At 58.3% G+C, this 21,168-nt stretch carries 20 protein-coding genes and 5 tRNA genes; 11 read left to right on the top strand and 14 right to left on the bottom strand.

Features of this window, described 5'->3' with window-relative positions; all coding sequences use genetic code 11:
• From J3351_RS02535 to J3351_RS02525, 3 genes are all read left to right on the top strand, one after another.
• Nucleotides 1-589: DnaD domain-containing protein (locus tag J3351_RS02535; protein ID WP_207697054.1), on the top strand; the 589-nt coding region annotated here is incomplete at its 5' end.
• Nucleotides 590-598: 9 nt separating this feature from the next.
• Nucleotides 599-1,570: an ATP-binding protein gene (locus J3351_RS02530; protein ID WP_005932028.1), complete on the top strand. Its 972-nt coding sequence runs from the start codon at nucleotides 599-601 to the stop codon at nucleotides 1,568-1,570.
• Between the two features lie 18 nt (nucleotides 1,571-1,588).
• On the top strand, nucleotides 1,589-2,947 hold the full coding sequence (locus tag J3351_RS02525) for a carboxylesterase/lipase family protein (RefSeq protein WP_207697053.1): 1,359 nt from the start codon (nucleotides 1,589-1,591) through the stop codon (nucleotides 2,945-2,947).
• Between the two features lie 87 nt (nucleotides 2,948-3,034).
• Here the strand turns inward: J3351_RS02525 and J3351_RS02520 are convergent, their stop codons facing one another.
• Both J3351_RS02520 and J3351_RS02515 read right to left on the bottom strand, forming a co-directional pair.
• The gene (locus J3351_RS02520) at nucleotides 3,035-3,187 is read right to left on the bottom strand and encodes a hypothetical protein (RefSeq protein ID WP_207697066.1); all 153 of its coding nucleotides are present in this window, start codon (nucleotides 3,185-3,187) and stop codon (nucleotides 3,035-3,037) included.
• A 35-nt stretch (nucleotides 3,188-3,222) separates the two neighbouring features.
• Nucleotides 3,223-4,158, bottom strand: coding sequence for a helix-turn-helix domain-containing protein (locus tag J3351_RS02515; RefSeq protein ID WP_035393784.1), 936 nt, complete (start codon nucleotides 4,156-4,158; stop codon nucleotides 3,223-3,225).
• A gap of 262 nt (nucleotides 4,159-4,420) precedes the next feature.
• On the opposite strand from J3351_RS02515, the gene J3351_RS02510 reads away from it, so the two are divergent.
• A complete protein-coding gene (locus tag J3351_RS02510; RefSeq protein WP_097786533.1) occupies nucleotides 4,421-4,672 on the top strand; it encodes a hypothetical protein in 252 nt (83 codons plus the stop codon).
• A 93-nt stretch (nucleotides 4,673-4,765) separates the two neighbouring features.
• Here J3351_RS02510 and J3351_RS02505 read toward each other — a convergent pair whose 3' ends face one another.
• On the bottom strand, nucleotides 4,766-5,143 hold the full coding sequence (locus tag J3351_RS02505; RefSeq protein ID WP_035393789.1) for a PH domain-containing protein: 378 nt from the start codon (nucleotides 5,141-5,143) through the stop codon (nucleotides 4,766-4,768).
• 160 nt (nucleotides 5,144-5,303) lie between these two features.
• Between J3351_RS02505 and J3351_RS02500 the strand changes: the two genes are divergently transcribed.
• Nucleotides 5,304-6,293 carry a nucleoid-associated protein gene (locus J3351_RS02500; protein ID WP_005932044.1) on the top strand — a complete coding sequence of 330 codons (990 nt, stop codon included), beginning with the start codon at nucleotides 5,304-5,306 and terminating at the stop codon, nucleotides 6,291-6,293.
• Between the two features lie 121 nt (nucleotides 6,294-6,414).
• Here J3351_RS02500 and J3351_RS02495 read toward each other — a convergent pair whose 3' ends face one another.
• The 10 genes from J3351_RS02495 to J3351_RS02450 form a co-directional block, all read right to left on the bottom strand.
• Nucleotides 6,415-7,269, bottom strand: a complete 855-nt coding sequence (locus J3351_RS02495; RefSeq protein WP_242651562.1) for a GGDEF domain-containing protein — start codon at nucleotides 7,267-7,269, stop codon at nucleotides 6,415-6,417.
• Nucleotides 7,270-7,454: 185 nt separating this feature from the next.
• Complete coding sequence (locus J3351_RS02490; protein WP_207697052.1) at nucleotides 7,455-9,344, bottom strand: ABC transporter ATP-binding protein; 1,890 nt, start codon at nucleotides 9,342-9,344, stop codon at nucleotides 7,455-7,457.
• The gene (locus tag J3351_RS02485; protein ID WP_207697051.1) at nucleotides 9,341-11,125 is read right to left on the bottom strand and encodes an ABC transporter ATP-binding protein; all 1,785 of its coding nucleotides are present in this window, start codon (nucleotides 11,123-11,125) and stop codon (nucleotides 9,341-9,343) included. Before J3351_RS02485 ends, J3351_RS02490 begins: the two co-directional genes overlap by 4 nt.
• Nucleotides 11,126-11,225: 100 nt before the next feature.
• Nucleotides 11,226-11,301: transfer RNA gene (locus J3351_RS02480), tRNA-Gly, on the bottom strand.
• 8 nt (nucleotides 11,302-11,309) lie between these two features.
• Nucleotides 11,310-11,382, bottom strand: a tRNA-Phe gene (locus J3351_RS02475).
• Nucleotides 11,383-11,410: 28 nt separating this feature from the next.
• Nucleotides 11,411-11,484, bottom strand: a tRNA-Asp gene (locus J3351_RS02470).
• 3 nt (nucleotides 11,485-11,487) lie between these two features.
• Nucleotides 11,488-11,563, bottom strand: a tRNA-Val gene (locus tag J3351_RS02465).
• A 6-nt stretch (nucleotides 11,564-11,569) separates the two neighbouring features.
• Nucleotides 11,570-11,645, bottom strand: a tRNA-Gly gene (locus tag J3351_RS02460).
• A gap of 240 nt (nucleotides 11,646-11,885) precedes the next feature.
• The gene (locus J3351_RS02455; protein ID WP_207697050.1) at nucleotides 11,886-12,935 is read right to left on the bottom strand and encodes a hypothetical protein; all 1,050 of its coding nucleotides are present in this window, start codon (nucleotides 12,933-12,935) and stop codon (nucleotides 11,886-11,888) included.
• A 10-nt stretch (nucleotides 12,936-12,945) separates the two neighbouring features.
• On the bottom strand, nucleotides 12,946-13,275 hold the full coding sequence (locus J3351_RS02450) for a hypothetical protein (RefSeq protein WP_156073247.1): 330 nt from the start codon (nucleotides 13,273-13,275) through the stop codon (nucleotides 12,946-12,948).
• A gap of 187 nt (nucleotides 13,276-13,462) precedes the next feature.
• On the opposite strand from J3351_RS02450, the gene J3351_RS02445 reads away from it, so the two are divergent.
• The 3 genes from J3351_RS02445 to gltA all read left to right on the top strand — a co-directional run bounded on the left by J3351_RS02445 (nucleotide 13,463) and on the right by gltA (nucleotide 16,330).
• On the top strand, nucleotides 13,463-13,828 hold the full coding sequence (locus J3351_RS02445; protein WP_207697049.1) for a helix-turn-helix domain-containing protein: 366 nt from the start codon (nucleotides 13,463-13,465) through the stop codon (nucleotides 13,826-13,828).
• 260 nt (nucleotides 13,829-14,088) lie between these two features.
• Nucleotides 14,089-14,934 (top strand): sulfide/dihydroorotate dehydrogenase-like FAD/NAD-binding protein, encoded by an 846-nt coding sequence (locus J3351_RS02440; protein ID WP_207697048.1) that lies wholly within the window; start codon nucleotides 14,089-14,091, stop codon nucleotides 14,932-14,934.
• A gap of 1 nt (nucleotide 14,935) precedes the next feature.
• Entirely contained in the window at nucleotides 14,936-16,330 is a 1,395-nt protein-coding gene (gltA, locus tag J3351_RS02435; protein ID WP_156058277.1) for an NADPH-dependent glutamate synthase, read from the top strand.
• A gap of 55 nt (nucleotides 16,331-16,385) precedes the next feature.
• Here the strand turns inward: gltA and J3351_RS02430 are convergent, their stop codons facing one another.
• Nucleotides 16,386-17,159 (bottom strand): Cof-type HAD-IIB family hydrolase, encoded by a 774-nt coding sequence (locus J3351_RS02430; protein ID WP_156058278.1) that lies wholly within the window; start codon nucleotides 17,157-17,159, stop codon nucleotides 16,386-16,388.
• Between the two features lie 221 nt (nucleotides 17,160-17,380).
• On the opposite strand from J3351_RS02430, the gene J3351_RS02425 reads away from it, so the two are divergent.
• The 3 genes from J3351_RS02425 to J3351_RS02415 all read left to right on the top strand — a co-directional run bounded on the left by J3351_RS02425 (nucleotide 17,381) and on the right by J3351_RS02415 (nucleotide 21,133).
• Nucleotides 17,381-18,136 (top strand): DeoR/GlpR family DNA-binding transcription regulator, encoded by a 756-nt coding sequence (locus J3351_RS02425; protein ID WP_207697047.1) that lies wholly within the window; start codon nucleotides 17,381-17,383, stop codon nucleotides 18,134-18,136.
• Nucleotides 18,133-19,038: a 1-phosphofructokinase gene (gene pfkB / locus J3351_RS02420; RefSeq protein ID WP_207697046.1), complete on the top strand. Its 906-nt coding sequence runs from the start codon at nucleotides 18,133-18,135 to the stop codon at nucleotides 19,036-19,038. Before J3351_RS02425 ends, pfkB begins: the two co-directional genes overlap by 4 nt.
• Nucleotides 19,039-19,207: 169 nt before the next feature.
• Nucleotides 19,208-21,133, top strand: a complete 1,926-nt coding sequence (locus J3351_RS02415) for a fructose-specific PTS transporter subunit EIIC (protein WP_207697045.1) — start codon at nucleotides 19,208-19,210, stop codon at nucleotides 21,131-21,133.
• The last annotated feature ends 35 nt before the right edge of the window (nucleotides 21,134-21,168 follow it).

The raw sequence follows: 21,168 nt of genomic DNA, 5'->3' as shown, positions 1-21,168 counted from the left end.
CGCCCAGACCAGCTTTGCCCGCCCGCTGACCCACCCCGAAATGGAAAAGCTGGTAAACTTCTATGTGCAGGAGGCCTTTGCACCCGAGACCGTCATGCTCTGCGTGGCCTATGTGGCCAGCCGGGGCAAGCGGACGATGGGTGCCGTCAGCCACGAATTGAAGGTCTGGCGGGCCGAGGGTGTGGAGACCGGCGAACAGGCCGACGCACACCTCCAGCTGCTGGCCCTGCGCGCCCAGCGGGAGCAATACGTCAGCGGCCTGCTGGGCATTGCCGACACCGAGCTGACCCTTGGCGGGCGCAAGGCCATTGCCCGCTGGTACGAGGTCTACGGCTACGATGATGCCATGGTGCAGGAGGCCGCCGTACAGGCCGGCCCCAAGCGGGATCTCTGGTACTGGAACAGCATCCTCAAGACCTGGAACGCCAAGGGCCTGCGCACCGTCCACGATGTGCGGGGCCCGGTGGCCGGGATGGGTGCCAGCCGGAACCTCCGGGTGGACCGCGCCGAACCCAGCGGAAACGATTTTCTCAAGAACGCTGCCCGCCGCCGTCCGCTCCGCAAAAAGACGGACACGCCTGCAGAATAAGGAGCTTTTATGCGTACCAAACAGGAACTGTATCAAGCCGCCCTGCGCACGGTGGCTCTGCGGCGGCAGACCGCCCGCGCCAATGCCGAGGATGCCCGGCTGGAGGCGGAGGCCGCCATCCCGGCCCTGCGCCACGCTGAGGACGAGGTGCGGGTGCGGGGCATCCGCTGCGCGCTGGCAGGCGCTGCCGGAAAAGACCGCACCGAAGCCGCCGCCGCACTGAGCAAAGCCCGGCAGGAGCTCACCGCCTTGCTGGCCGCCAGCGGCCGCCCTGCGGATGCACTGGAGCCAAAATTCACCTGCAAGCTGTGCCAGGATACCGGCAGCGTGCAGGGCCGCACCTGCACCTGCGTTCACAAGCTGATGCAGGGTCTGCGGCGGGAGGAGATCGAGGCGCTGTCCAGCCTGTCCATTTCCAGTTTTGACACCATGGAGCTGCGGTACTACCCTAACACCATGGACGAGAAGCTGGGCGAGCCTGTCCGCACCTACATGGGCGGCCTGCTGGAGGATCTGCGCAGCTACGCTGAGGAATTCGACCACAACAGCGAAAGCCTGATGCTTTTTGGCAACGCGGGGCTGGGCAAGACCCACGCCGCCCTTGCCATTGCGGGCATCGTGCTGCAAAAGGATTTTGACGTGATCTACGTTTCCAGCCCGGACTTCTTCGGCAAGCTGGAAAACGCCCGCTTCGACTCCTCCGAGGATGCCGAGACCCTGCTGCGCACCGCCTCAGCCGCCGACCTGCTGATCCTGGACGATCTGGGCACCGAATTCGTCACCCCCTACTTCATCACCACTTTTTACAGCCTGCTGAACAACCGCCTGGGAGCCGGTCTGCCCACCATCGTCACCACCAACATTGCGGATGGTTCCCTGCTGGAAAAGCGATACACCGAAAAGATCTCCAGCCGCCTTTCCTCCTTTGTCCCCTGCCTGTTTGCGGGCGAGGACATCCGGGGCCTGAAAGCGGCGGAGTAAGACAAGGAGGTTTCCCCCATGAGCTTTGAGCGCACTACGTCCTGCGGCGTGATCTCCGGCACGGCCTGCCAGTGGCCGGGCGTTGCCGCTTACAAGGGCATCCGCTACGCCACCGCCGGGCGGTGGGAGTTCCCCGTCCCCGTCACCCACTGGGACGGTGTCTACGATGCCACCCGGTACGGTGCCTGCTGTTACCAGCCCCGCGCCTTCTATGACGAAGCCGCCGCACCCGGAAAAGCCTTCTACTACAACGAGTTCCGCAAGGGCGAGACTTACACTTATAGCGAGGACTGCCTGTTCCTGAACATCTGGGCTCCTGCCGATACAGCTCCCGGGGACAGACTGCCGGTCATCTTCTACATTCACGGCGGCGGCTTTACCGGCGGCTGCGGCCACGAGAAGCACTTCGGCGGCCCCGTCTGGCCCACCAAAGGCTGCGTGGCTGTGACCATCAACTACCGGCTCGGCCCCATGGGCTTTGTCTGCCTGCCCGCGCTGGCTGATGAGGCCGGATCCACCGGCAACTATGCCCTTCTGGATCAGCTGGCGGCCCTGCAGTGGGTGCGCGCCAACATCGCTGCCTTTGGCGGTGATGCCAACAACATCACCATCATGGGCCAGAGCGCCGGTGCCATGAGCGTCCAGCAGCTCGTCCTCTCCCCCATCACCAGGGGGCTGTTCTCCAAGGCTGTGATGAGCAGCGGCGGCGGCGTGAGCCAGATGCTGACGGCCAAGCCCGCTGAGACCCACTACCCGTTCTGGAAGCAGGTCATGGAGACCGCCGGGTGCAGCACGCTGGCCGAGTTCCGTGCCCTCGCCCCCGCCCAGCTGTTTGCAGCCTGGGATGCCGTCCGCACCCAGCCCCAGTTCAAGGGTCTGGGCTGTGAGCCCGTGGTGGATGGCCGTTTCCAGGTCAAGACCGGCCCCGAGACGCTGGCTGCCGACGAACAGCACCATATCCCTTACCTCATCGGCTTTACCAGCGAGGATATCGTTCCGCCCTACCTCTACCAGATGGCTCAGGACTGGTGCGCCCGGAACGCCGACAGCTACAGCTGGTTCTTCGACCGCCAGCTCCCCGGTGATGACCGTGGTGCCTGGCATTCCAGCGACCTGTGGTACTGGTTCGGCACGCTGGCTCACTGCTGGCGGCCCTTCACTGAGAAGGACACCGCCCTTAGCGCTCAGATGGTGGATTACCTGACCAACTTTGCCAGAACAGGTGACCCCAACGGCGCAGACCTGCCCCAGTGGCAGACTGTTACCGCCCAGCAGACCGATTTTCTCCGTTTGGGTGAGGAGCCCACCCACATGGGCAGCGTGGATGTCCAGAAGCTCCTCTGGACGATGCAGAACGTCCCCGCCGTGGGGGAATAAGCCCCATCCGGATCATCTCAAGCTCCAATAGAAAAACATATCCCCCGCTGCAGACGTGCCAAAACACGCTTTGCAGCGGGGGATATTTTATGCTCTCTTCTTCAAATAATACCCAATGCCGATGGCATCTGCCAGTGCCCAGCCGATGGGCACACTGAGCCAGATGCCGGTAACACCCAGCGGCGTGGCAAACAGCAGGATATTCTTTGTAATGGGGCCTTGGGTCAGACTGTGCTGCATGGGGATCATTTTCTCCTATTCCTATCTCAGACATTTCAGCAGAATTTTGCGCGGTATTCCTTGGGTGTGCAGTGCTTGATCTCCCGGAAGGTCTTAATGAAGTAGCTGCCATCTGCAAAGCCGCACTCCATCCCGATCTCGCCCGTCTTGAGCCGGGTGGAGCGGAGCAGCTCGGCGGCCTTTTCCACCCGGAACTGCTTGACATACTGGATGGGCGTGATGCCCAGCATCTGCCGGAAGCTGCGCAGGCAGGCGCTCTCGCTCAGGGCCACGCTGGCCGCGATGCGTTCCACGGTCAGCTCCTCGGCATAGTGCTCCTCCACAAAGCGGAGCATCTGCTTCATCCGCTCGGCGGCGATCTGCTCCTGCTGGGAGACCTTGGTCTTGCCGCCCACGCACTGGGTGCTCAGCAGCCGCAGCGCCGCAGAGAGATAGTAACGCACCCGGTTCTCGTAATCAAAGGGCTCCACGGCAACCGCCTGCCAGGCTTCCCGCAGGCAGGCAAGCACCTGCGCCTGCCAGGGCACAGCCTCATCCAGCAGAAAAAACGCCGGGGCATCCGGCTGGAGCATGGGTCGGATGAGCTTCTGCCAGAAGATGGTGTCCATTCCACCCACCAGCCGGGGATGGAACACACCCGAGTGAAGCAGGGCCTCCCCTTTTTCCGCCTGCTCCACCGCGTGGAGGATGCCGGAGTTCAGGAACACGCCCTGATTCGTCTGCAGGGTCACCCGGGTCTTGTTCACGTCCACCGTCAGGGGGCCTTTCATGGCCAGAATGTACTCAAACTCCTCGTGCCAGTGCCAGGCCACCGAATAGCTTTTCAGGTTCTCCGCGTAGCAGGCAATGGGGAACAGGGCGCTGCCATGCTGGACCATTTCCCGCCCCTCGGCATCGGCCACAACATCCTGCTGGAAGGTCAGCCCGGTAACGATATTGGCAGCAGAGACACAGCTTGTCTGAAACGCCATATTGAACAATTCCTTTCCGCAATACTTTGAATATTTTTTGTCAATGCCGATTTTGTTGTACAAATCGGGTGTTTTTGTTCTATCTATCGTGCCGGTTTCGTGGTATTATTTCATCAGAACCAGCAAGCACAGTATAACACCGCAGGGGGCGGAAAACAACCCCCGGCGCGGCTTGATCCGGTTCCCGAGAAGCGTTCCCCACGGGCAGCCTGGCCCGGGAGACTCTTCCAGAATAAAACATTTCTTTGTGGGAGGTATTTTTATGCTTCGCATCCAGTATCTTGATAAAGACCGTTTCATGCAGCAGGTAGCCGCCAGCCGCGGCAGTGTGCTCCTGCACCTGGCCAATGGCGAGACCTGTGACCTGAAAAAGGACAGCGCCGCCACCGAGCTGTTCCAGATGATGGACGCTCCCTCCAAGGGCTTTGACATCTCTGTCACCGACCCTGCTGATGTCACCGGCTTTCTGCACTACATGCTTGAGGCCGGCCGCAGAGAGCGCGCCGCCTGCTGACCCTTCGACATTCTCCTTTTTTCGCATATTACAGCAATGTAAAACGCCCGCTCCGGGGTCAGAAGCCGGAGCGGGCGTTTTACGTTTGTTCTGTTACAGGATGCACCGGCTGATGGCCCGTGCCACCGCCAGCAGCTCATCCTGCCCGATGAAGCCGAACTTTGCCTCGTGCTCATCCGCAAAGCAGACCGTCAGCTCCGAGGTCTGCAGCGGGTCACCGAAGCCTGCCGTCTTGATGCCGTAATGCAGGATCTTGCGGTAGGGCAGCACAAAGATCTCCTGCCGGGTACCGGTCATCCCCTGCATATCCACCATAAAAATGCGGTGGGTGGTGAACACAGCCTGATCGCGCACGGTCTTGTAAGCGCCCACGATCTGCTCACCGTCCAGCAGCAGCTCCTGCACATTTTTGCAGATCTCCTTTTCCTTGATGCGGATGAGGTTCTGCATCGGTTTGTCCCGAAATTCCATAACACACTCCCCTTTCGGCTTGTCCGGATGTTTGGTCAGCCCCATTGTAGCATCTCAGGCGGCAGTTGACAAGCCTTTGCGCTCCCTCTCGCCTTTTTGTTCCGGATGTGCTATACTGGGCAGGAACATCACAATCACCCGGGAAATGAGGTTTTGACCCATGGAGATCATCATCCATCAGGCAATTTTGCATGTGCTGGACACCACGCTGGACGCGCCGGTGCTCAGCGGCGGCGGCATGGAGCTGACTGCCGAAAAGACCGCCTACTTACAGAATCATATCGAAAAGCTGCTGGCCAGCGATGAGATCCGCCAGTGCCGCCCCCTGCCGGATTCGGCTTTCCGGAACGAGCTGGAACACAATCAGGATTTCATTGATCTGTCCTGCCGCATTGCGGGGGTGCTGTTCGATTACATGCACGCCCACACCACCATCCCCGGGGCGGACCTGGCCGTGGTGGATTTCACCCGGGACGGCGCGCCCTGGCTGGGCATCCTCAAGCTGAACTATAAAAACGGCTACACCCACTACACCGAGACCGTGGAAGGTGCCCCGGTCAACTCCATCATCCAGCAGCGGGCCTGCCTGCCCACCCAGAGCGGCAAGGTGGAGGAGGGTGCGCTTGTCAACCTGACGGACTACTCCATGCGCCTGCTGGAAAAGAAATACGACATCGACGGCCATAAGGAGTTCTACCTCTCCTCTGTTGTGTTCCAGTATACCCAGGCCGAGCCCGAGAAAAAGAAGCTGCAGGCCATTCAGGAGGCCGCCGCACAGGCTGTGAAGGATGCCTATGAGGACGAGCCTCATGCCGACGCGCAGGTAGCCATGCTCATTGCCAACCAGGCTGCCGACAACGACAATCAGGTATCGGTGGAACAGGTGCGCCAGCAGCTGGCCGAGGAATACCCGCTGGCCGCGGTGCCCTTTGATGACTATGTGGAGAAGAGCGAGGTGCTGGAAGAGGCAGCCGCCCCTGTCACCGTGACCCCTGCCCGCATCCGCCGGATGGAGAGCCGGAGCATCCGCACCGCCAACGGCATCGAGGTCAAGATCCCCACCGAGCTGCTGAACTCCGATTCCGAGCTGGAGTTCCTCCACGATCCGGACGGCAGCGTTTCCCTGCTCATCAAAAATGTGATCCTGTAAGCCGCCGCAGATGGCGTTTTCCCTCTCTGCGCGCTGGTACTCACCGCCCTGATGTAACAGATCACCAAAACAGCCTCAGCCCTTGGGAGATCGGGCTGAGGCTGTTTTTTCGTCCGTATGATCAGCGGTTTTTGCGCTTGTTCCGGTACATATCCCGGTCGGCAGCATGGTAGACTGCGGTATAATCAAAAGGGCCTTCTGTCACAGTGTGGTATCCAAAGGCAACATCCAGCTTGAGGCGGTCGTCGCTCTGGCGGGCCAGCTCCCCGTGCAGCCTCTCGATCAGCTGTTCGGCCTCTTCTGCAGAGAAGTGGCTGCAGGCAATGAGGAATTCATCGCCGCCCATCCGCAGGGCCACGCTCTCAGGCGGCAGGTTTTCCCGGATCACCCGGCCCACCCGCTTGAGCAGCAGGTCGCCGTACTCGTGGCCGTAGGCATCATTCACACGCTTCAGGTAATTGCAGTCGCCCATAATGATCGTGATGGGCATGATGGCTCCCTTCAGCTGCTCGGCACCCTTTACCTTCAGGTAGTTGCGGTTATACAGACCGGTCAGTTCATCGTGGATGGCCCAGTTCTCGGCCTGTTTTTCCAGCCGCACCCGCTCCGTGATATCACCAATAAGCCCCACGATGCCGATGATCTTTCCCTCCAGCACAACGGGGTTCTTTTTGATCTGATAGTATGCCGTCCCATCCTCCCGGGGCACCTCGGTGATAAAGCTGGTTCCCTTGCCGGTGGCAAGCACCTTCTGGTCCTGCTCATAATAAAAGCGGGCCTGTTCCTCGCTGCTCCAGATCTCCAGATCTGTCTTGCCCAGCACATCCTCTTCCTGCCCTTCTCCGTAGGGGAAGAAAGTCCTAACGTCCGAAATAAAAAGATAACGGCATTCCGTATCCTTGAAAAAGAGGTTCGCCGGTGTACTGCGCAGAAAGGTCATCACTTCTTCGTAGCCGAGCGCATCGCTCCACTGCATCCTGTGGCCCCTCCTTTCCATTTCTCTTTTTTATTATTTTACCATATTCTATTATACGAGCGATGCACCTGTTTTGCAAGTGTTAATTGTGCTCCCTCGACGATCCGGAAGCGGACAACTCCACCCCCGGTGCAGACAGAAAAGGCCGCTGACCCATCTCAGGTCAGCGGCCTTTCTGTCTGCGTTTATTCGGCTGCGTTCAGCTGCGCCTTGTGGTATTGCAGGGTGTACAGCTGGTAGTAGCGGCCATGCCGGGCCAGCAGCTGCTGGTGGGTGCCCTGCTCCAGAATTTTACCGTGGGACAGCACGATGATGTTGTCCGCATGCTGGATGGTGGACAGCCGGTGGGCCACAATGAGCATGGTGCCCACGGTACGCATCTTTTCCAGCGAATCCTGAATCAGCAGCTCGGTCTCGGTGTCGATGTTGGCAGTAGCTTCGTCCAGGATCATCACGCTGGGCTTATGGATGATGGTGCGGGCAAAGCTGAGCAGCTGCCGCTGCCCGGCGGAGAAGTTGTTGCCGCGCTCACGCACCTCTTCGTCCAGCCCGTGGTCCAGCTTGTTGATGAACTTGTCGGCGTTGACGTAGCGGCAGACCTCCATGATCTCGCTGTCGGGGATACCCTCTTCCCGCAGAACGATGTTGGAACGGATGGTACCCGAGAACAGGAACACATCCTGCAGCATCTGGCCGAAGTGCCTGCGCAGGGAGGAGATCTTGATCTTGCGGATGTCGATACCGTCGATCAGGATCTGGCCCTTCTGGAACTCGTAGTTCCGGCAGATCAGGGAGAGGATGGTGCTCTTGCCGGAGCCGGTGGAACCCACAAAGGCCACCGTCTGGCGGGCATCCACATGGAAGGAAACGCCCTGCAGCACCCACTCGCCGGGAACGTAGCTGAACCACACGTCCCGGAACTCGATCTCGCCCTTCACCTCGTCCAGCTCAATGGCATCGGGGGCATCCTGCATCTTGGGCTGGATGTCCATGATGGAGAACACCTTTTCTGCCGATGCCAGCGCCGACTGCAGCCAGTTGAACTGTTCGGCCAGGTTCTGGATGGGGGTGAAGAACTTGGAGATGTACATATAAAAGGTGACGATGGTACCGCTGGAAATGGTCTGACCCAGAAAGCTGACGTTGTTCAGGTGACCCATGCCGCCCAGATAGAACAGGCACAGGATCGAGCTGACATAGAGCATATACACCAGCGGACGGAACACGCTGAACACGAAGATCTGCTCCTGATTGGCCCGGGCCAGCTTCTGGCTCTTTTGGCGGAAGTCCTCCATCTTTTCGTCCTCCCGGCCAAAGATCTGGGTGACCTTGATGCCGGACAGGTTTTCTGACAGATAGGTATTGATATCGGTGGTCGCGTTCTTGAGCTTGCGGTTGGCGCGGCGGGAGAACTTGCGGAAGATGACCGTGAAGATCACGATGAAGGGCACAAAGCAGAGCACCATCAACGTCAGCTCGTAGTTCAGGCAGAGCATGGCCACCAGAATGCCCAGAATGACAAAGCTGTTCTTGGTCAGCTGGACCAAGAGGTTGGTGAACATCATGGAGATGGCGTTGGTATCGTTGGTCACTCGGGTGACCAGCTTGCCCACCGGGATCTCGTTGAGCTGCTCGTGTGCCAAAGATTCAATGTGGCTGAACAGATCCTCGCGCAGATCGGAGATGATGCGCTGGCCCACCCGCTGCAAAATCACGGCCTGCAGGTAAGTGCTGCCCATAGAGAACACCAGCACGCCTGCATACACTGACACGCCCAGGAAGAGGGCGCGGAGTTCAAACTCCCCGGCCACCAGCTCCTCGATGCGGCCCACGATGAGGGGTGAAATGATATCGTAGGCAATGGAGAAGAGCATCAGCACGCCCACAATGAGGAATTTGCTCAGGTAGGGCCGGGCATAGCGGGCAAGGCGGCGCATGATCTCGCCGTCCTCCATGTTGCGCTCAAAGCCCATGGCGGTCTTTTTGTCCTTGACGGCGGCATAGGCTGCCACCAGCAGGGCGGTGATCACGCCGATGACAGCGCCCACCAGAACCAATGGATTCAGATGCATCATGCGTTTTCGCCTCCCTTCGTCTCATCCTCCAGCCGCTGCAGATCGACCATCCGGCGGTACTCCGGGCAGGAAGCATACAGCTGATCGTGGGGCCCGACGGCTTCCACCCGGCCCTCGTTGAGGAATACGATCTTATCCAGCCGCTCCACCGTGGAAATGCGGTGGGCAATGAGCAGGGTGGTCTTGCCTGCCCGGCTGTTCTTGAGGTTGTCCAGAATGATCTTCTCGGTGCTGGTATCCACCGCCGAGACGGAGTCATCCAGGATCAGGATGGGCGCGTCCTTGAGCAGGGCGCGGGCGATAGAGATGCGCTGCTTCTGACCACCGGACACCGTCACGCCGCGCTCGCCCAGAACGGTCTCGTAGCCGTCCTTGAAATCCACGATATTATCCCGCACATCGGCCATGCTTGCCGCCCGCTCGATGTCCTCGGGGGTGGCATCGTCCACACCAAAGGCAATGTTGTGGGCGATGGTGTCCGAGAACAGGAAATTATCCTGCGGAACGTAGGCACAGGCATTGCGCACCGAGTGGATGGAGAGGCTGTTCACATCCCTGCCGTCCACGAACAGGGTTCCGTCCGGCACATTATAGGTGCGCAGCAGCAGGTCCACTAGGGCGGTCTTGCCCGCACCGGTCTTGCCCACGATGCCCACGCTCTCGCCGGGCGCAATGGTAAAGGAGATATCCCGCAGCACATCGTACTCGCCGTCCGGGTAGCGGAAGTTCAGGTGGCGGAACTCGATGCCGCCTTTGGGGTCGGTCAGGTCGGCCACGCCGGGGCGGTCGGCCACATCGATGGGGGCATCCAGCAGCTCAGTGATGCGGTTCAGGGAGGCCCTGCCGCGGCTGGTCTTTTCGATCAGCATGGACACAGCCATGATGGGCCAGACGATGGCCTCAAAGTAGCCGATATACTCCACCAGCTGGCCGGCGTTGAATCGACCCTGATAGACCAGATAGCCGCCGTAACCCAGAATGATGCAGATCACGGACTCCACGAACAGGGTCACCAGCACCTCCAGCAGGGTGGCGATCTTCGTGTAGGTCACGTTGATCTCCTCGTTTTCCTTGTTCAGCTTCCGGAAGGCCTGCAGTTCCTTGTACTCCTTGACAAAGGCCTTGATGACCGCAATGCCGGAAAAGTTCTCCTGCGCGAAATCGGAAAGACCGGAGAAGGCCTGCTGCCGCTCCTCCCAGCGCCGGGTCATCACCTTGCTCATCTGGGTGCCGATGGCAAACATGATCAGCGCCGGGATCAGGGCCAGCAGGGTCAGCCGCACATCCATGGTCCACATCTTATAAAGGGCCAGCAGACCCAGGGTCAGCGCGTCGAAGAACATCAGCACGCCGTCGCCGAAGCACTCCTGAATGGTGTCCAGGTCGTTGGTGTACAGGCTCATCAGGTTGCCGACCTTGTTCACCTGATAGTACTGCTGGGACAGCCTGCGGCTGTGGTCGAACATCCGCTCCCGCAGGTCTGCCGCGACCCGCACCGCCGAGCCGAAGAAACAGATGCGCCACAAAAAGCGTCCAATGACCATCAGCACCACGATCCAGATCATGGGCAGGCAGATGTGCTGCAGCAGCACTTCCTTGGTAAAGGGCAGCGTCTCACCGTTCACCACCACCTGGCCAAGGTTCACCCCGTTGATGACCAGCCGGTAGAGCTGCGGGATCAAAAGCTGGATGTAATCCACCGTCAGCAGGGCGGCAAGGCCCAGCAGCAGTACGGGAGCATGCTTGAGGTAATACCGGTTGATGTACTTGCCGAATATCACTGCGTTTTTCCCTCCTTTTCCAATTCCAAAAAAGCTTTCAACGTACAAAAAAGCCGCTGCATCACACGACGAATCATGTTTTGCAGTGGCTTGTTTTGTCTGGAGCGGCCGACGAGGCTCGAACTCGCTACCTCCACCTTGGCAAGGTGGCGCTCTACCAGATGAGCTACGGCCGCATATAAAGTGCCTCCGATCGGAATCGAACCAATGACACGGGGATTTTCAGTCCCCTGCTCTACCGACTGAGCTACAGAGGCATATAAGCTGCTTCCAGAGAAGCAGCAGCGACCCGGATCGGGCTCGAACCGACGACCCCCAGCGTGACAGGCTGGTGCTCTAACCAACTGAGCTACCGGGCCACATGGTGGAAGTTAACGGGCTCGAACCGCTGACCCTCTGCTTGTAAGGCAGATGCTCTCCCAGCTGAGCTAAACTTCCACAAAATGGAGCGGCCGACGAGGCTCGAACTCGCTACCTCCACCTTGGCAAGGTGGCGCTCTACCAGATGAGCTACGGCCGCACATTTCATGTGGTCTGCCGGGGTTTCGCTCCCGGCGACGTTGGTTATTATACCGCACGGCGGGGGCTTTGTCAATCATAAATTTTCAATTTCTGCAAGTTTTCTGGTTTTACACCAAATAACATCAAAAAATGAAGGCCGAGGTTATCCCCGGCCTTCGCGTCCAGCTTCAAGAAATCATTTTCCAAGACACACTTCTGGGCCTCTGCCGCAAATAAAATCGGCAGATATCCTTTACTATTACTGCTTGGTCAGAATATAAGTTCCATTCACAGGTCTCGTTGCATCAGACATATTGATATCAGTCAGAACATAAGATTTGCCATCTTCGACTGTTCCGTTGGCGTATGTTCTTTGTGGGCAATGATCCGGAAAAACATAAATTCCAACTGTCATCGGATTGCTCCAGAAAGAGTCAAACGTGTCTTCACTGGAGTACTCTGCATATCTTGTTTTTTCAAAAACGATCTCTATCCCGTAATAATCCGATTTCCAATCTTCATATACCACAGAGACCGGAACCGGCGTTAATGTATCATATCCTCTGGAAATCATTCTAGAACTCCAGCCATATTGTGGCATTCGGAACTGCGCTTGATATTTCACATACGCTGTATCACCTTCAATATGGTCGATCACAAATTTGTAGGAATCTTCTCCATTCGAAGCGACCCAGGTTCCGCACAAATCATCTGTGATCTGAACCTTTACATCATCTTCATTTTTCCCGACCAGTTCCCATCCATCCAAAGTATACTGATAAAAAAGCTGGTAGTCTCTAGTCGCACTCATATACTGTGTATCCGAACAAAGCTGTACATCTACCGTTATGTCCTGTTCTAGCGCATTGCTATATCCACAATATCCTGGCGTCAGATAGTATCGCACATTTTCCTTTTCCTGCAAAAGTTGCGCTACATCAGAATCCACAATACCTTGCGACAGTGATTCTTTCGGTAATACGGTTGTGTCCATTTCCTGCACACTGGTTACATCCCAGTCGCCATTCTGGCGACTGCCCACAACGGCATACGCCACTTCATAGGCAGAATCCGCATTTTCTGCCCGGACTTCTACGGTCACGCTCTCTGTTTTATAATTGCTGTCGTAGTTTCGGTCTTTTACAGAAAAATCTTTGAGTTCCAAACCGTATTCGCCGTAATTTCCATCCTCGTTCTGGATTGCCGTTTTTAGCAGATCATTCGGCATTTGTTTCGAACCGCTGCAAGATGTGCAAAAGCACAAAGCAATCAGCATCATGCTGATTTGTATAATTTTAAGCTTTTTCATAAATTTCCCCTCACTGTTTATAATAAGTGATATATTCGCCGTTATTGTCCACTACAATTTTATTTCCATTGATCGTGCATTTGAAGCTCGCCCATACCGCATTACCCCAATAAAAATAGAGCGTTCCATTTTTATATTCATAGGTGCAGGTAAAACTTCCGATATCGCAATATCCGTTTTCAAAAACAAATTCTTCCGGGAGCATATAAATGTATTGCGTAGATTGATCCGTCTTGTATCTGCCTGAAAGCTTTGTTTCAGATTTTTTCCATGCCATAAGCCCCACCATCAGCACCAGCACAGCCGCCACAGCCACAATGATTTTCTTTTTTCGTTCCATAATATCTCTCCTTTGTTTGAGTTCATCGGACATCTGCCCGTTTTTTTTTTCATTCTATCACACATTCGCAGCTCAATCAATATCATTTGATATTATTTTTGATATTTATAGAACATTGAACTGACAATCATTCCTGTGTATCCTTAACTCAAGGATAATACTTTTTGATAGCAAGGGAGTGACGATTTTGAAAAATTCCGCAATAGAACGTCAGGCACTTTCCTTGCAAGTAGGCCAGCGGATCCGCTCCATTCGCAAACAGCGCGGTCTGAGTCTCGAAGCATTAGCACTGAAATGTGATATGAATGCCGCCTTTTTGGGGCATATTGAACGTGGCCTGCGCTGCCCCACCCTTTATACTTTGGAACGCATCAGCACCGGCCTTGAAATCAACATTGTAGAATTATTTCTCGATAATAGTGTCGCACTTTCAAACGCTGTTGCTGTTCAGCACTTTTCCGATGCCATCGCTTCCCTTTCGCCATCACAGATTCAACAGATTCTGAGTATCGTTGACCATTCCATTGCTCTTACAAAAGCGTCTGAATCCTGACTTTTTTGATGAAAGCAAACCTCCATGTACAGCCGCAAAACTGCACATGGAGGTTTGCTTTCGTTTCTTTGTACAGGTAGATACCATTCTTTGTTTCAGCTTTGCGGCGGCAGACACAAAGAAAATTCGGTTGCTTTCCCTTCTTAAAGAGGTTATAATAAACTTGTCAAAAAGTTGCACAAAAACACGTCTGCTGTGCCGCGCGGGCGGGCAGACGTGTTTTTGTGCCGAGATTTTGCCAGAAAAAAGGAGCAACCGCAATGTACAAGATCACTGAAAAGGTCACGCTGAACCCCACCGTGACAAAGATGGTCATTGAAGCCCCGCTCATTGCCAAAAAGGCAAAGCCGGGCCAGTTTATCATTGTGCGCCCGTTTGAGGACAGCGAGCGCATCCCCCTGACCGTGGCCGGTTACGACCGTGAAAAGGGCACTGTGGATATCATTTTCCAGATCGTGGGCGGCACCACCATGGAGCTGAACAGCCTGAATGCAGGCGACAGCGTCCATGACTTTGTGGGCCCCCTGGGCCGCGCCACCGAGACCGAGGGCCTGAAAAAGGTCTGTGTTGTCGGCGGCGGCGTGGGCTGCGCCATCGCCCTGCCCATTGCCAAGGAGCTGCACGACCAGGGCTGCACCGTCCACAGCGTCATCGGCTTCCGCAATAAGGATCTGCTCATCCTCGAGGACGAGTTCAACGCCTGCAGTGACGAGCTGCGCATTATGACCGATGACGGCAGCTACGGCACCAAGGGTGTGGTCACCGCCGCTCTGGATGAGCTGGTGGCCGCCGGCAACCAGTATGATCTGGTCATCACCATCGGCCCGCTGATTATGATGAAATTCGTCGTCAAGACCTGCCAGAAGCACGGGCTGAAGAGCATCGTCTCCATGAACCCCATTATGATCGACGGCACTGGCATGTGCGGCGGCTGCCGCCTGACCGTGGGCGGCGAGACCAAGTTTGCCTGCGTGGACGGCCCCGACTTTGACGGTGACCTCGTCGATTTCGACGAAGCCATGGCCCGCGGCACCATGTACCGCCCCTTTGAGGCAAAGGCCCGCGAGAAGGCCTGCAATCTGTTCAAGACTGAGGAGGCAAAGTAAGATGGCTTTCAATATGGATCCCAAAAAGTGCCCCATGCCCACCCAGGACCCCAACGTCCGCAACAAGAACTTTGAGGAAGTTGCACTGGGCTATACCGAAGAGATGGCCGTGAACGAGGCAAAGCGCTGCATCCACTGCAAGAATAAGCCCTGCCAGACCGGCTGCCCCGTGGGCATCGATATCCCCGAGTTCATCGGTCATGTGGCCGAGGGCGACTTTGAAGCCGCCTATCAGGTCATTGCCCGCTCCTCCTCCCTGCCCGCCGTCTGCGGCCGTGTCTGCCCCCAGGAGAGCCAGTGCGAGGGCAAGTGCACCCGCGGCATCAAGAACGAGCCCGTGGGCATCGGCCGCCTGGAGCGCTTTGTGGCCGACTGGCACCGTGAAAACGTCCACACCGCCCCCATCGTGCCCGCATGGAACGGCCACAAGGTCGCCATCATCGGTGCAGGCCCTGCCGGTCTGACCGCCGCAGGCGACCTGGCCAAGCTGGGTTATAAGGTCACCGTCTACGAGGCCCTGCATGTGGCCGGCGGCGTGCTGATGTACGGCATCCCCGAGTTCCGTCTGCCCAAGGCCATCGTGCAGCAGGAGATCGACGGCCTGAAGAAGATGGGCGTGGATTTTGAGTGCAACATGGTCATCGGCAAGGTGCTGACCATCGACGAGCTGATGGGCGAGTACGGCTACGAGGCCGTGTTCGTTGGCTCCGGTGCCGGTCTGCCCCGCTTCATGGGCATCCCCGGCGAGAGCCTGAAGGGCGTGTACTCCGCCAACGAGTTCCTGACCCGCTCCAACCTGATGAAGGCCTACCTGCCCACCAGCAAGACCCCCATCCGCACCGGCAAAAAGGTGGCCGTTGTGGGCGGCGGCAACGTGGCCATGGATGCTGCCCGCAGCGCCCTGCGTCTGGGTGCCGAGACCGTGTACATCGTCTACCGCCGCGGCATGGCCGAGCTGCCTGCCCGTAAGGAGGAGGTCGAGCACGCCGAGGAAGAGGGCATCATCTTCAAGACCCTGTGCAACCCCGTGGAGATCCACGCCAACGACGAAGGCTTCGTCAAGTCCATCACCTGCATTGAGATGGAGTTGGGCGAGCCCGATGCTTCCGGCCGCCGCCGTCCCATTGAAAAAAAGGGCAGCGAGTTTGAGCTGGATGTGGATACCGTGATCATGAGCCTGGGCACCAGCCCCAACCCCCTGATCCGCTCCACCACCCCTGGTCTGGAGACCAACAAGCACGGCTGCATCGTCACCGAGGGCGACGAGGGCAAGACCAGCCGTGAGGGCGTGTACGCCGGCGGCGATGCCGTGACCGGTGCCGCCACCGTCATCAAGGCCATGGGTGCCGGTAAGGCAGCCGCGAAGGCCATGGACGAGTACATTCAGAATCAGTAAGTTTCCCCTATAGAAAAAAGCCGGTGCGCCAAGAAAGTGCACCGGCTTTTTCTCTTCATATCAGGCCGTTTTCTACACAATACCAATAGATGCCGTCTTCCTTCACATCGCGGCAATGGGCGGTGGCGGCGGCTTGCAGCCGGGCAGAGGCGTTGGCCATAGCGACGCCGGTGCCGACGGCTCTGAACATTTCGATATCGTTGTTGCCGTCACCGAAGGCCATGCTGTCGGACTTGTCGATGCCGTAGAATTCCAGCATCTTTTCCACGGCGATGCCCTTGCCGCCGCTGGCCGGGATGATATCCACGGCGCGGTCCCACCATGCGGCGATCTTCGCGTTCTCCACATCCTTCAGGATGGCTGGGTACTCCGCTTCCCTGCCACTCATCAGCACCTGAAAGATCTCGCCCTGCGCCATAGCATCAAAATCGTCGGCGATCACCAGCTCGACCCCGCCGATGGCAAAATACTCCGCCAGATCAGGGTCGGAGCCGTTAGCGGCCAGCCGGTCCTTGGTGGCCAACGCCATGGGCCGCCCCAACGCTTCGGCGTTCCGGCGGAGCAGGGCAATGTCCGCTTTCGGGATGAGATTTTTGAAAACATCGCGCTCCGGCGTGAAGCAATAGGAGCCGTTGTAGGTCAGGAACGCATCGAAAGTGACCCCTTCGAACTTCGGCACTTCCATGGGAGCGCGGCCGGTGGCGATGCAGAGCTTGATGCCGTTCTGCCGCAGTTTTTGCAGCGCCTCCACCGTTCTGGGGCGGATGCCCTCCTTGAGCGGCACCAGTGTGCCGTCGATGTCAAAAAAGATGATCTTGGGCTTTGTCATAGCGTTCCTCCTGCATTTTTCTTATATCATAGCACACTTGCTGCCGTTTGCCAAATGTATCCCAGTTGTTGTGCAACCTGCTCAATTTTCAGAGGTGATTTTTGTCGGCTATTTCTGGCGCATTGTGATTGATTTTGACTGAAATCTTGCTATAATAAGGACAGGAAGCTTCATAAAGCTTCAAGTTCAATCACAAAACACCAAAGGAGTGACCTTTCCTCATGTTGGCAGAAGAACGCTTCGCCCTCATCCTTGACCTGCTGGCCCGCCAGCGCACTGCCACCGTGCAGGAGCTGTGCGAGGCGCTGAACGCAAGCGAGTCCACCATCCGGCGCGACCTGAACGAGCTGGACAAGCAGGGCAAACTGAACAAGGTGCATGGCGGGGCCACCCTGCCGGACAGCCCCTTCCGCACCGACGAGCCCACCATGGCCGCCAAGGAAGAGCTGGCCGTCAGTCAGAAGCAGAGCATCGCCCAGGCGGCGGCAGAACTGATCCTGCCGGAAGATTTCATCTATCTGGATGCAGGCTCCAGCACGCTGGCTCTGGCACGGGCGCTGAACGGCCCGGCCCTGAACGCCAGCTATGTGACCAACGGCGTGGCCCATGCCCGCCTGCTGGCCCAGAAGGGCTGCCGGGTGTTCCTGCCCGGCGGGCTGCTGCGGCCCCAGACCGAGGCCATCATCGGGGCGGCTGCGCTGACTGCCATCCAACAGTACAATTTCACCAAAGCGTTCATGGGGGCCAACGGCGTGGCGCTGGGTTCCGGCTTTACCACCCCAGACCCCGAGGAGGCCGCCGTCAAGGCTGCGGCTCTCCACCGGGCGCGGGAGGCGTGGTTCCTGGTGGACGACACCAAATTCGCGCAGGTCTACCCCGCCGTCATCTGTGATCTGCACAGTGGTGCCATCCTGACGAACCGGTGCCCCAACCCCAAATACCGGCAATACACTCTGATAAAGGAGACCGAGGTATGATCTACACTGTTACATTCAATCCTGCCATCGATTATGTCGTCCGTCTCGACAGGCCCCTTGAGGTGGGCGAGGTGAACCGCGCCGCCGGGGAGGATTGCGTGCTGGGCGGCAAGGGCATCAATGTTTCCGGCGTGCTCCGGGAGCTGGGCTGTGAGAGCGTAGCTCTGGGCTTTGTGGCCGGTGAGACCGGTGCCTGGCTGGAGCGTGGTCTGGCCGCGCAGGGGCTCCGGACCGATTTCATCCATCTGGCCGAGGGCATGACCCGCATCAACGTCAAGATCAAGGCAGGCACCGAGACTGAGCTGAACGGCGCAGGCCCCAGCATCCCGGAAAGCGCCATGCAGCAGCTGGAAGCCCAGCTGGACACCCTGCAGCCTGACGACATCCTCATTCTGGCGGGCAGCATCCCCAAGAGCCTTTCCCAGAGCACCTACGAGCGGCTGCTGGCAGGGCTGGAGGGCCACGGCGTGCGGGCCGTGGTGGATGCCACCCAGGATCTGCTGGTCAACGTCCTCCCCTATCACCCCTTCCTGATCAAGCCCAACAATCACGAGCTGGGCGAGATCGTGGGCCGGGAGCTGAAAACGGACGAAGAGATCACCGCCGCCGCCCGCGCCCTGCAGGAAAAGGGTGCCCGGAACGTGCTGGTGAGCATGGCCGGGAACGGCGCTCTGCTGGTGGATGAGCACGGCGAGGTGCACCGCATCGGCTGCCCCAAGGGCAAGGTCGTGAACAGCGTGGGCGCAGGCGACAGCATGGTGGCCGGTTTTGTGGCAGGTTATCTGCAAAGCGGCAGCTATGAGCAGGCCCTCCGGCTGGGCACCGCCTGCGGCAGTGCCACCGCGTTCAGCCTTGGGCTGGCAACGAAAGAAAAAATCGAAAAATTGTTTGGTCAAATTTAAGGCAGCTCACCCTCTCCGTCATTGCTGACGCAATGCCACCTCCCCCAAAGTGGGAGGTCTTGACAGTCATTGCTATGTTGATGGTTTTGCCAAGGGCTCTCCCTTCGGGAGAGCTGGACGCGAAGCGGCCTGAGAGGGTGAGGACGCTACGAGAGAAAGGAGAACCCTTATGCGCATTACGGAATTATTCACCGCAAAGTCCATCGAGCTGGATTCCGCGGCCTCCAACCGGGACGAGATCCTCTCCCGGCTGGTAGAACTGCAGGCCACCCACGGCAACATCACCGACACAGAAGCCTACAAGAAGGCGCTTTACGCCCGGGAGGATGAGGCCTCCACCTACGTGGACAACGGCATCACCGTTCCCCACGCCAAGACGAATGTAGTCACCCGGCCCAGCCTGGCCGCCCTGCGTCTGAGCACCCCGGTGCAGTACAACGCCGAGGATGACGGCAAGACCGACCTGCTCTTTGCCATTGCAGCCCCCGAAAACGGCAGCCTGCATGTGGATATGCTGGCCCGCATGATGCAGATGCTGATGAACGAGGACTTTGTGGAAAAGCTGAAAGCCGCCAAGACCCCCGCCGAATTCCTTGCCCTCATCGACGCACAGGAGGAGGCCCAGTTCGGTGAAGAGAGCTTCACCCAGCAGGCCATCCCCCAGAGCGGCTACCGCATTCTGGCCGTGACCGCCTGCCCCAACGGCATTGCCCACACCTACATGGCCGCCGAGGCGCTGACCAAGGCCGGTGACAAGCTGGGCCTGCCCACCAAGGTGGAGACCAACGGCTCCGATGGTGCCAAGAACGTGCTGACCCGCGCCGAGATCGCAGCCTGTGACGGCATCATCGTGGCAGCAGACAAGAATGTGGAAACCGCCCGCTTTGACGGCAAGCCCGTGCTGTTTGCCCGGGTGGATGACGGCATCCACAAGCCCGAGGAGCTGCTGAAAAAAGTAGCCCACGGTGAAGTTCCTGTTTATCACGCCAAGGGCGGTGCCGCCGCTGCCGAAGAGGAGACCTCCGGCGACAGCTTTGGCCGCAAGGTGTACAAGGACCTGATGAACGGCGTGTCTCACATGCTGCCCTTTGTGGTGGGCGGCGGCATTATGATTGCACTGGCCTTCCTGCTGGACGACTACACCATCGACCCCTCCAACTTTGGCATGAACACCCCCATCGCCGCCTTCTTCAAGACGGTGGGCAGCGCCGCCTTTGGCTACATGCTTCCCATTCTGGCAGGCTTCATCGCCATGTCCATCGCCGACCGTCCCGGCCTGGCCGTGGGCTTTGCGGGCGGCGTGCTGGCCATGAACGGCACCAACTTTGCAGGCCTTGCCAACGGTGAGACCACCGGCATTTCCGGCGGCTTCCTGGCCGCTCTGCTGGCCGGTTTCGTGGCCGGTTATGTGGTCGAGTTCCTGAAAAAGATCACCGAAAAGCTCCCCGCCAGCCTGAACGGCATCCGCCCCATGCTGATCTACCCGCTGGGCGGCATCCTCATCATCGGTGCCGTGATGTGCGGCATCAACCCTGTCATGGGCATGATCAACACCGCCATGACCAACTGCCTCAACGCCATGGGCGGCACCTCCAAAGTCCTGCTGGGTGCCATCGTTGCCGGTATGATGAGCATTGACATGGGCGGCCCCTTCAACAAGGCTGCCTACGTCTTTGGCACTGCCGCACTGGCCTCCGGCAACTACGAGGTCATGGCTGCTGTCATGGTGGGCGGCATGGTTCCTCCCATCGCGATTGCCCTCTCCACCACCTTCTGCCCCAAGAAGTGGACTCCCGATGAGCGCCGCAACGGCATTGTGAACTACGTCATGGGCCTGTGTTTCGTCACCGAGGGTGCCATCCCCTACGCCGCCGCCGACCCGTTGCGCGTCCTGCCCAGCTGTGTGGCCGGTGCCGCGCTGGCCGGTGCCCTCTCCATGACCTTCGGCTGCGCCCTGCGCGCTCCCCACGGCGGCATCTTCGTGTTCCCCGTGGTCGATCATGCCCTGCTCTACTGCGTGGCTCTGGCCGCTGGCAGCGTGGTGGGTGCCGTGATCCTGAGTCTGCTCAAGAAGAACCGCACCGACGCTGCCTGATCTGCCATTCTCCTTTTTCATTCACCATATAGAAA

This window comes from Faecalibacterium sp. Marseille-Q0746, assembly GCF_017377595.1.
GTDB lineage: Bacteria > Bacillota > Clostridia > Oscillospirales > Ruminococcaceae > Faecalibacterium > Faecalibacterium duncaniae.
Note: the sequence above shows the minus strand (reverse complement) of the source record. Positions and strands in the feature narration are given on the sequence as shown.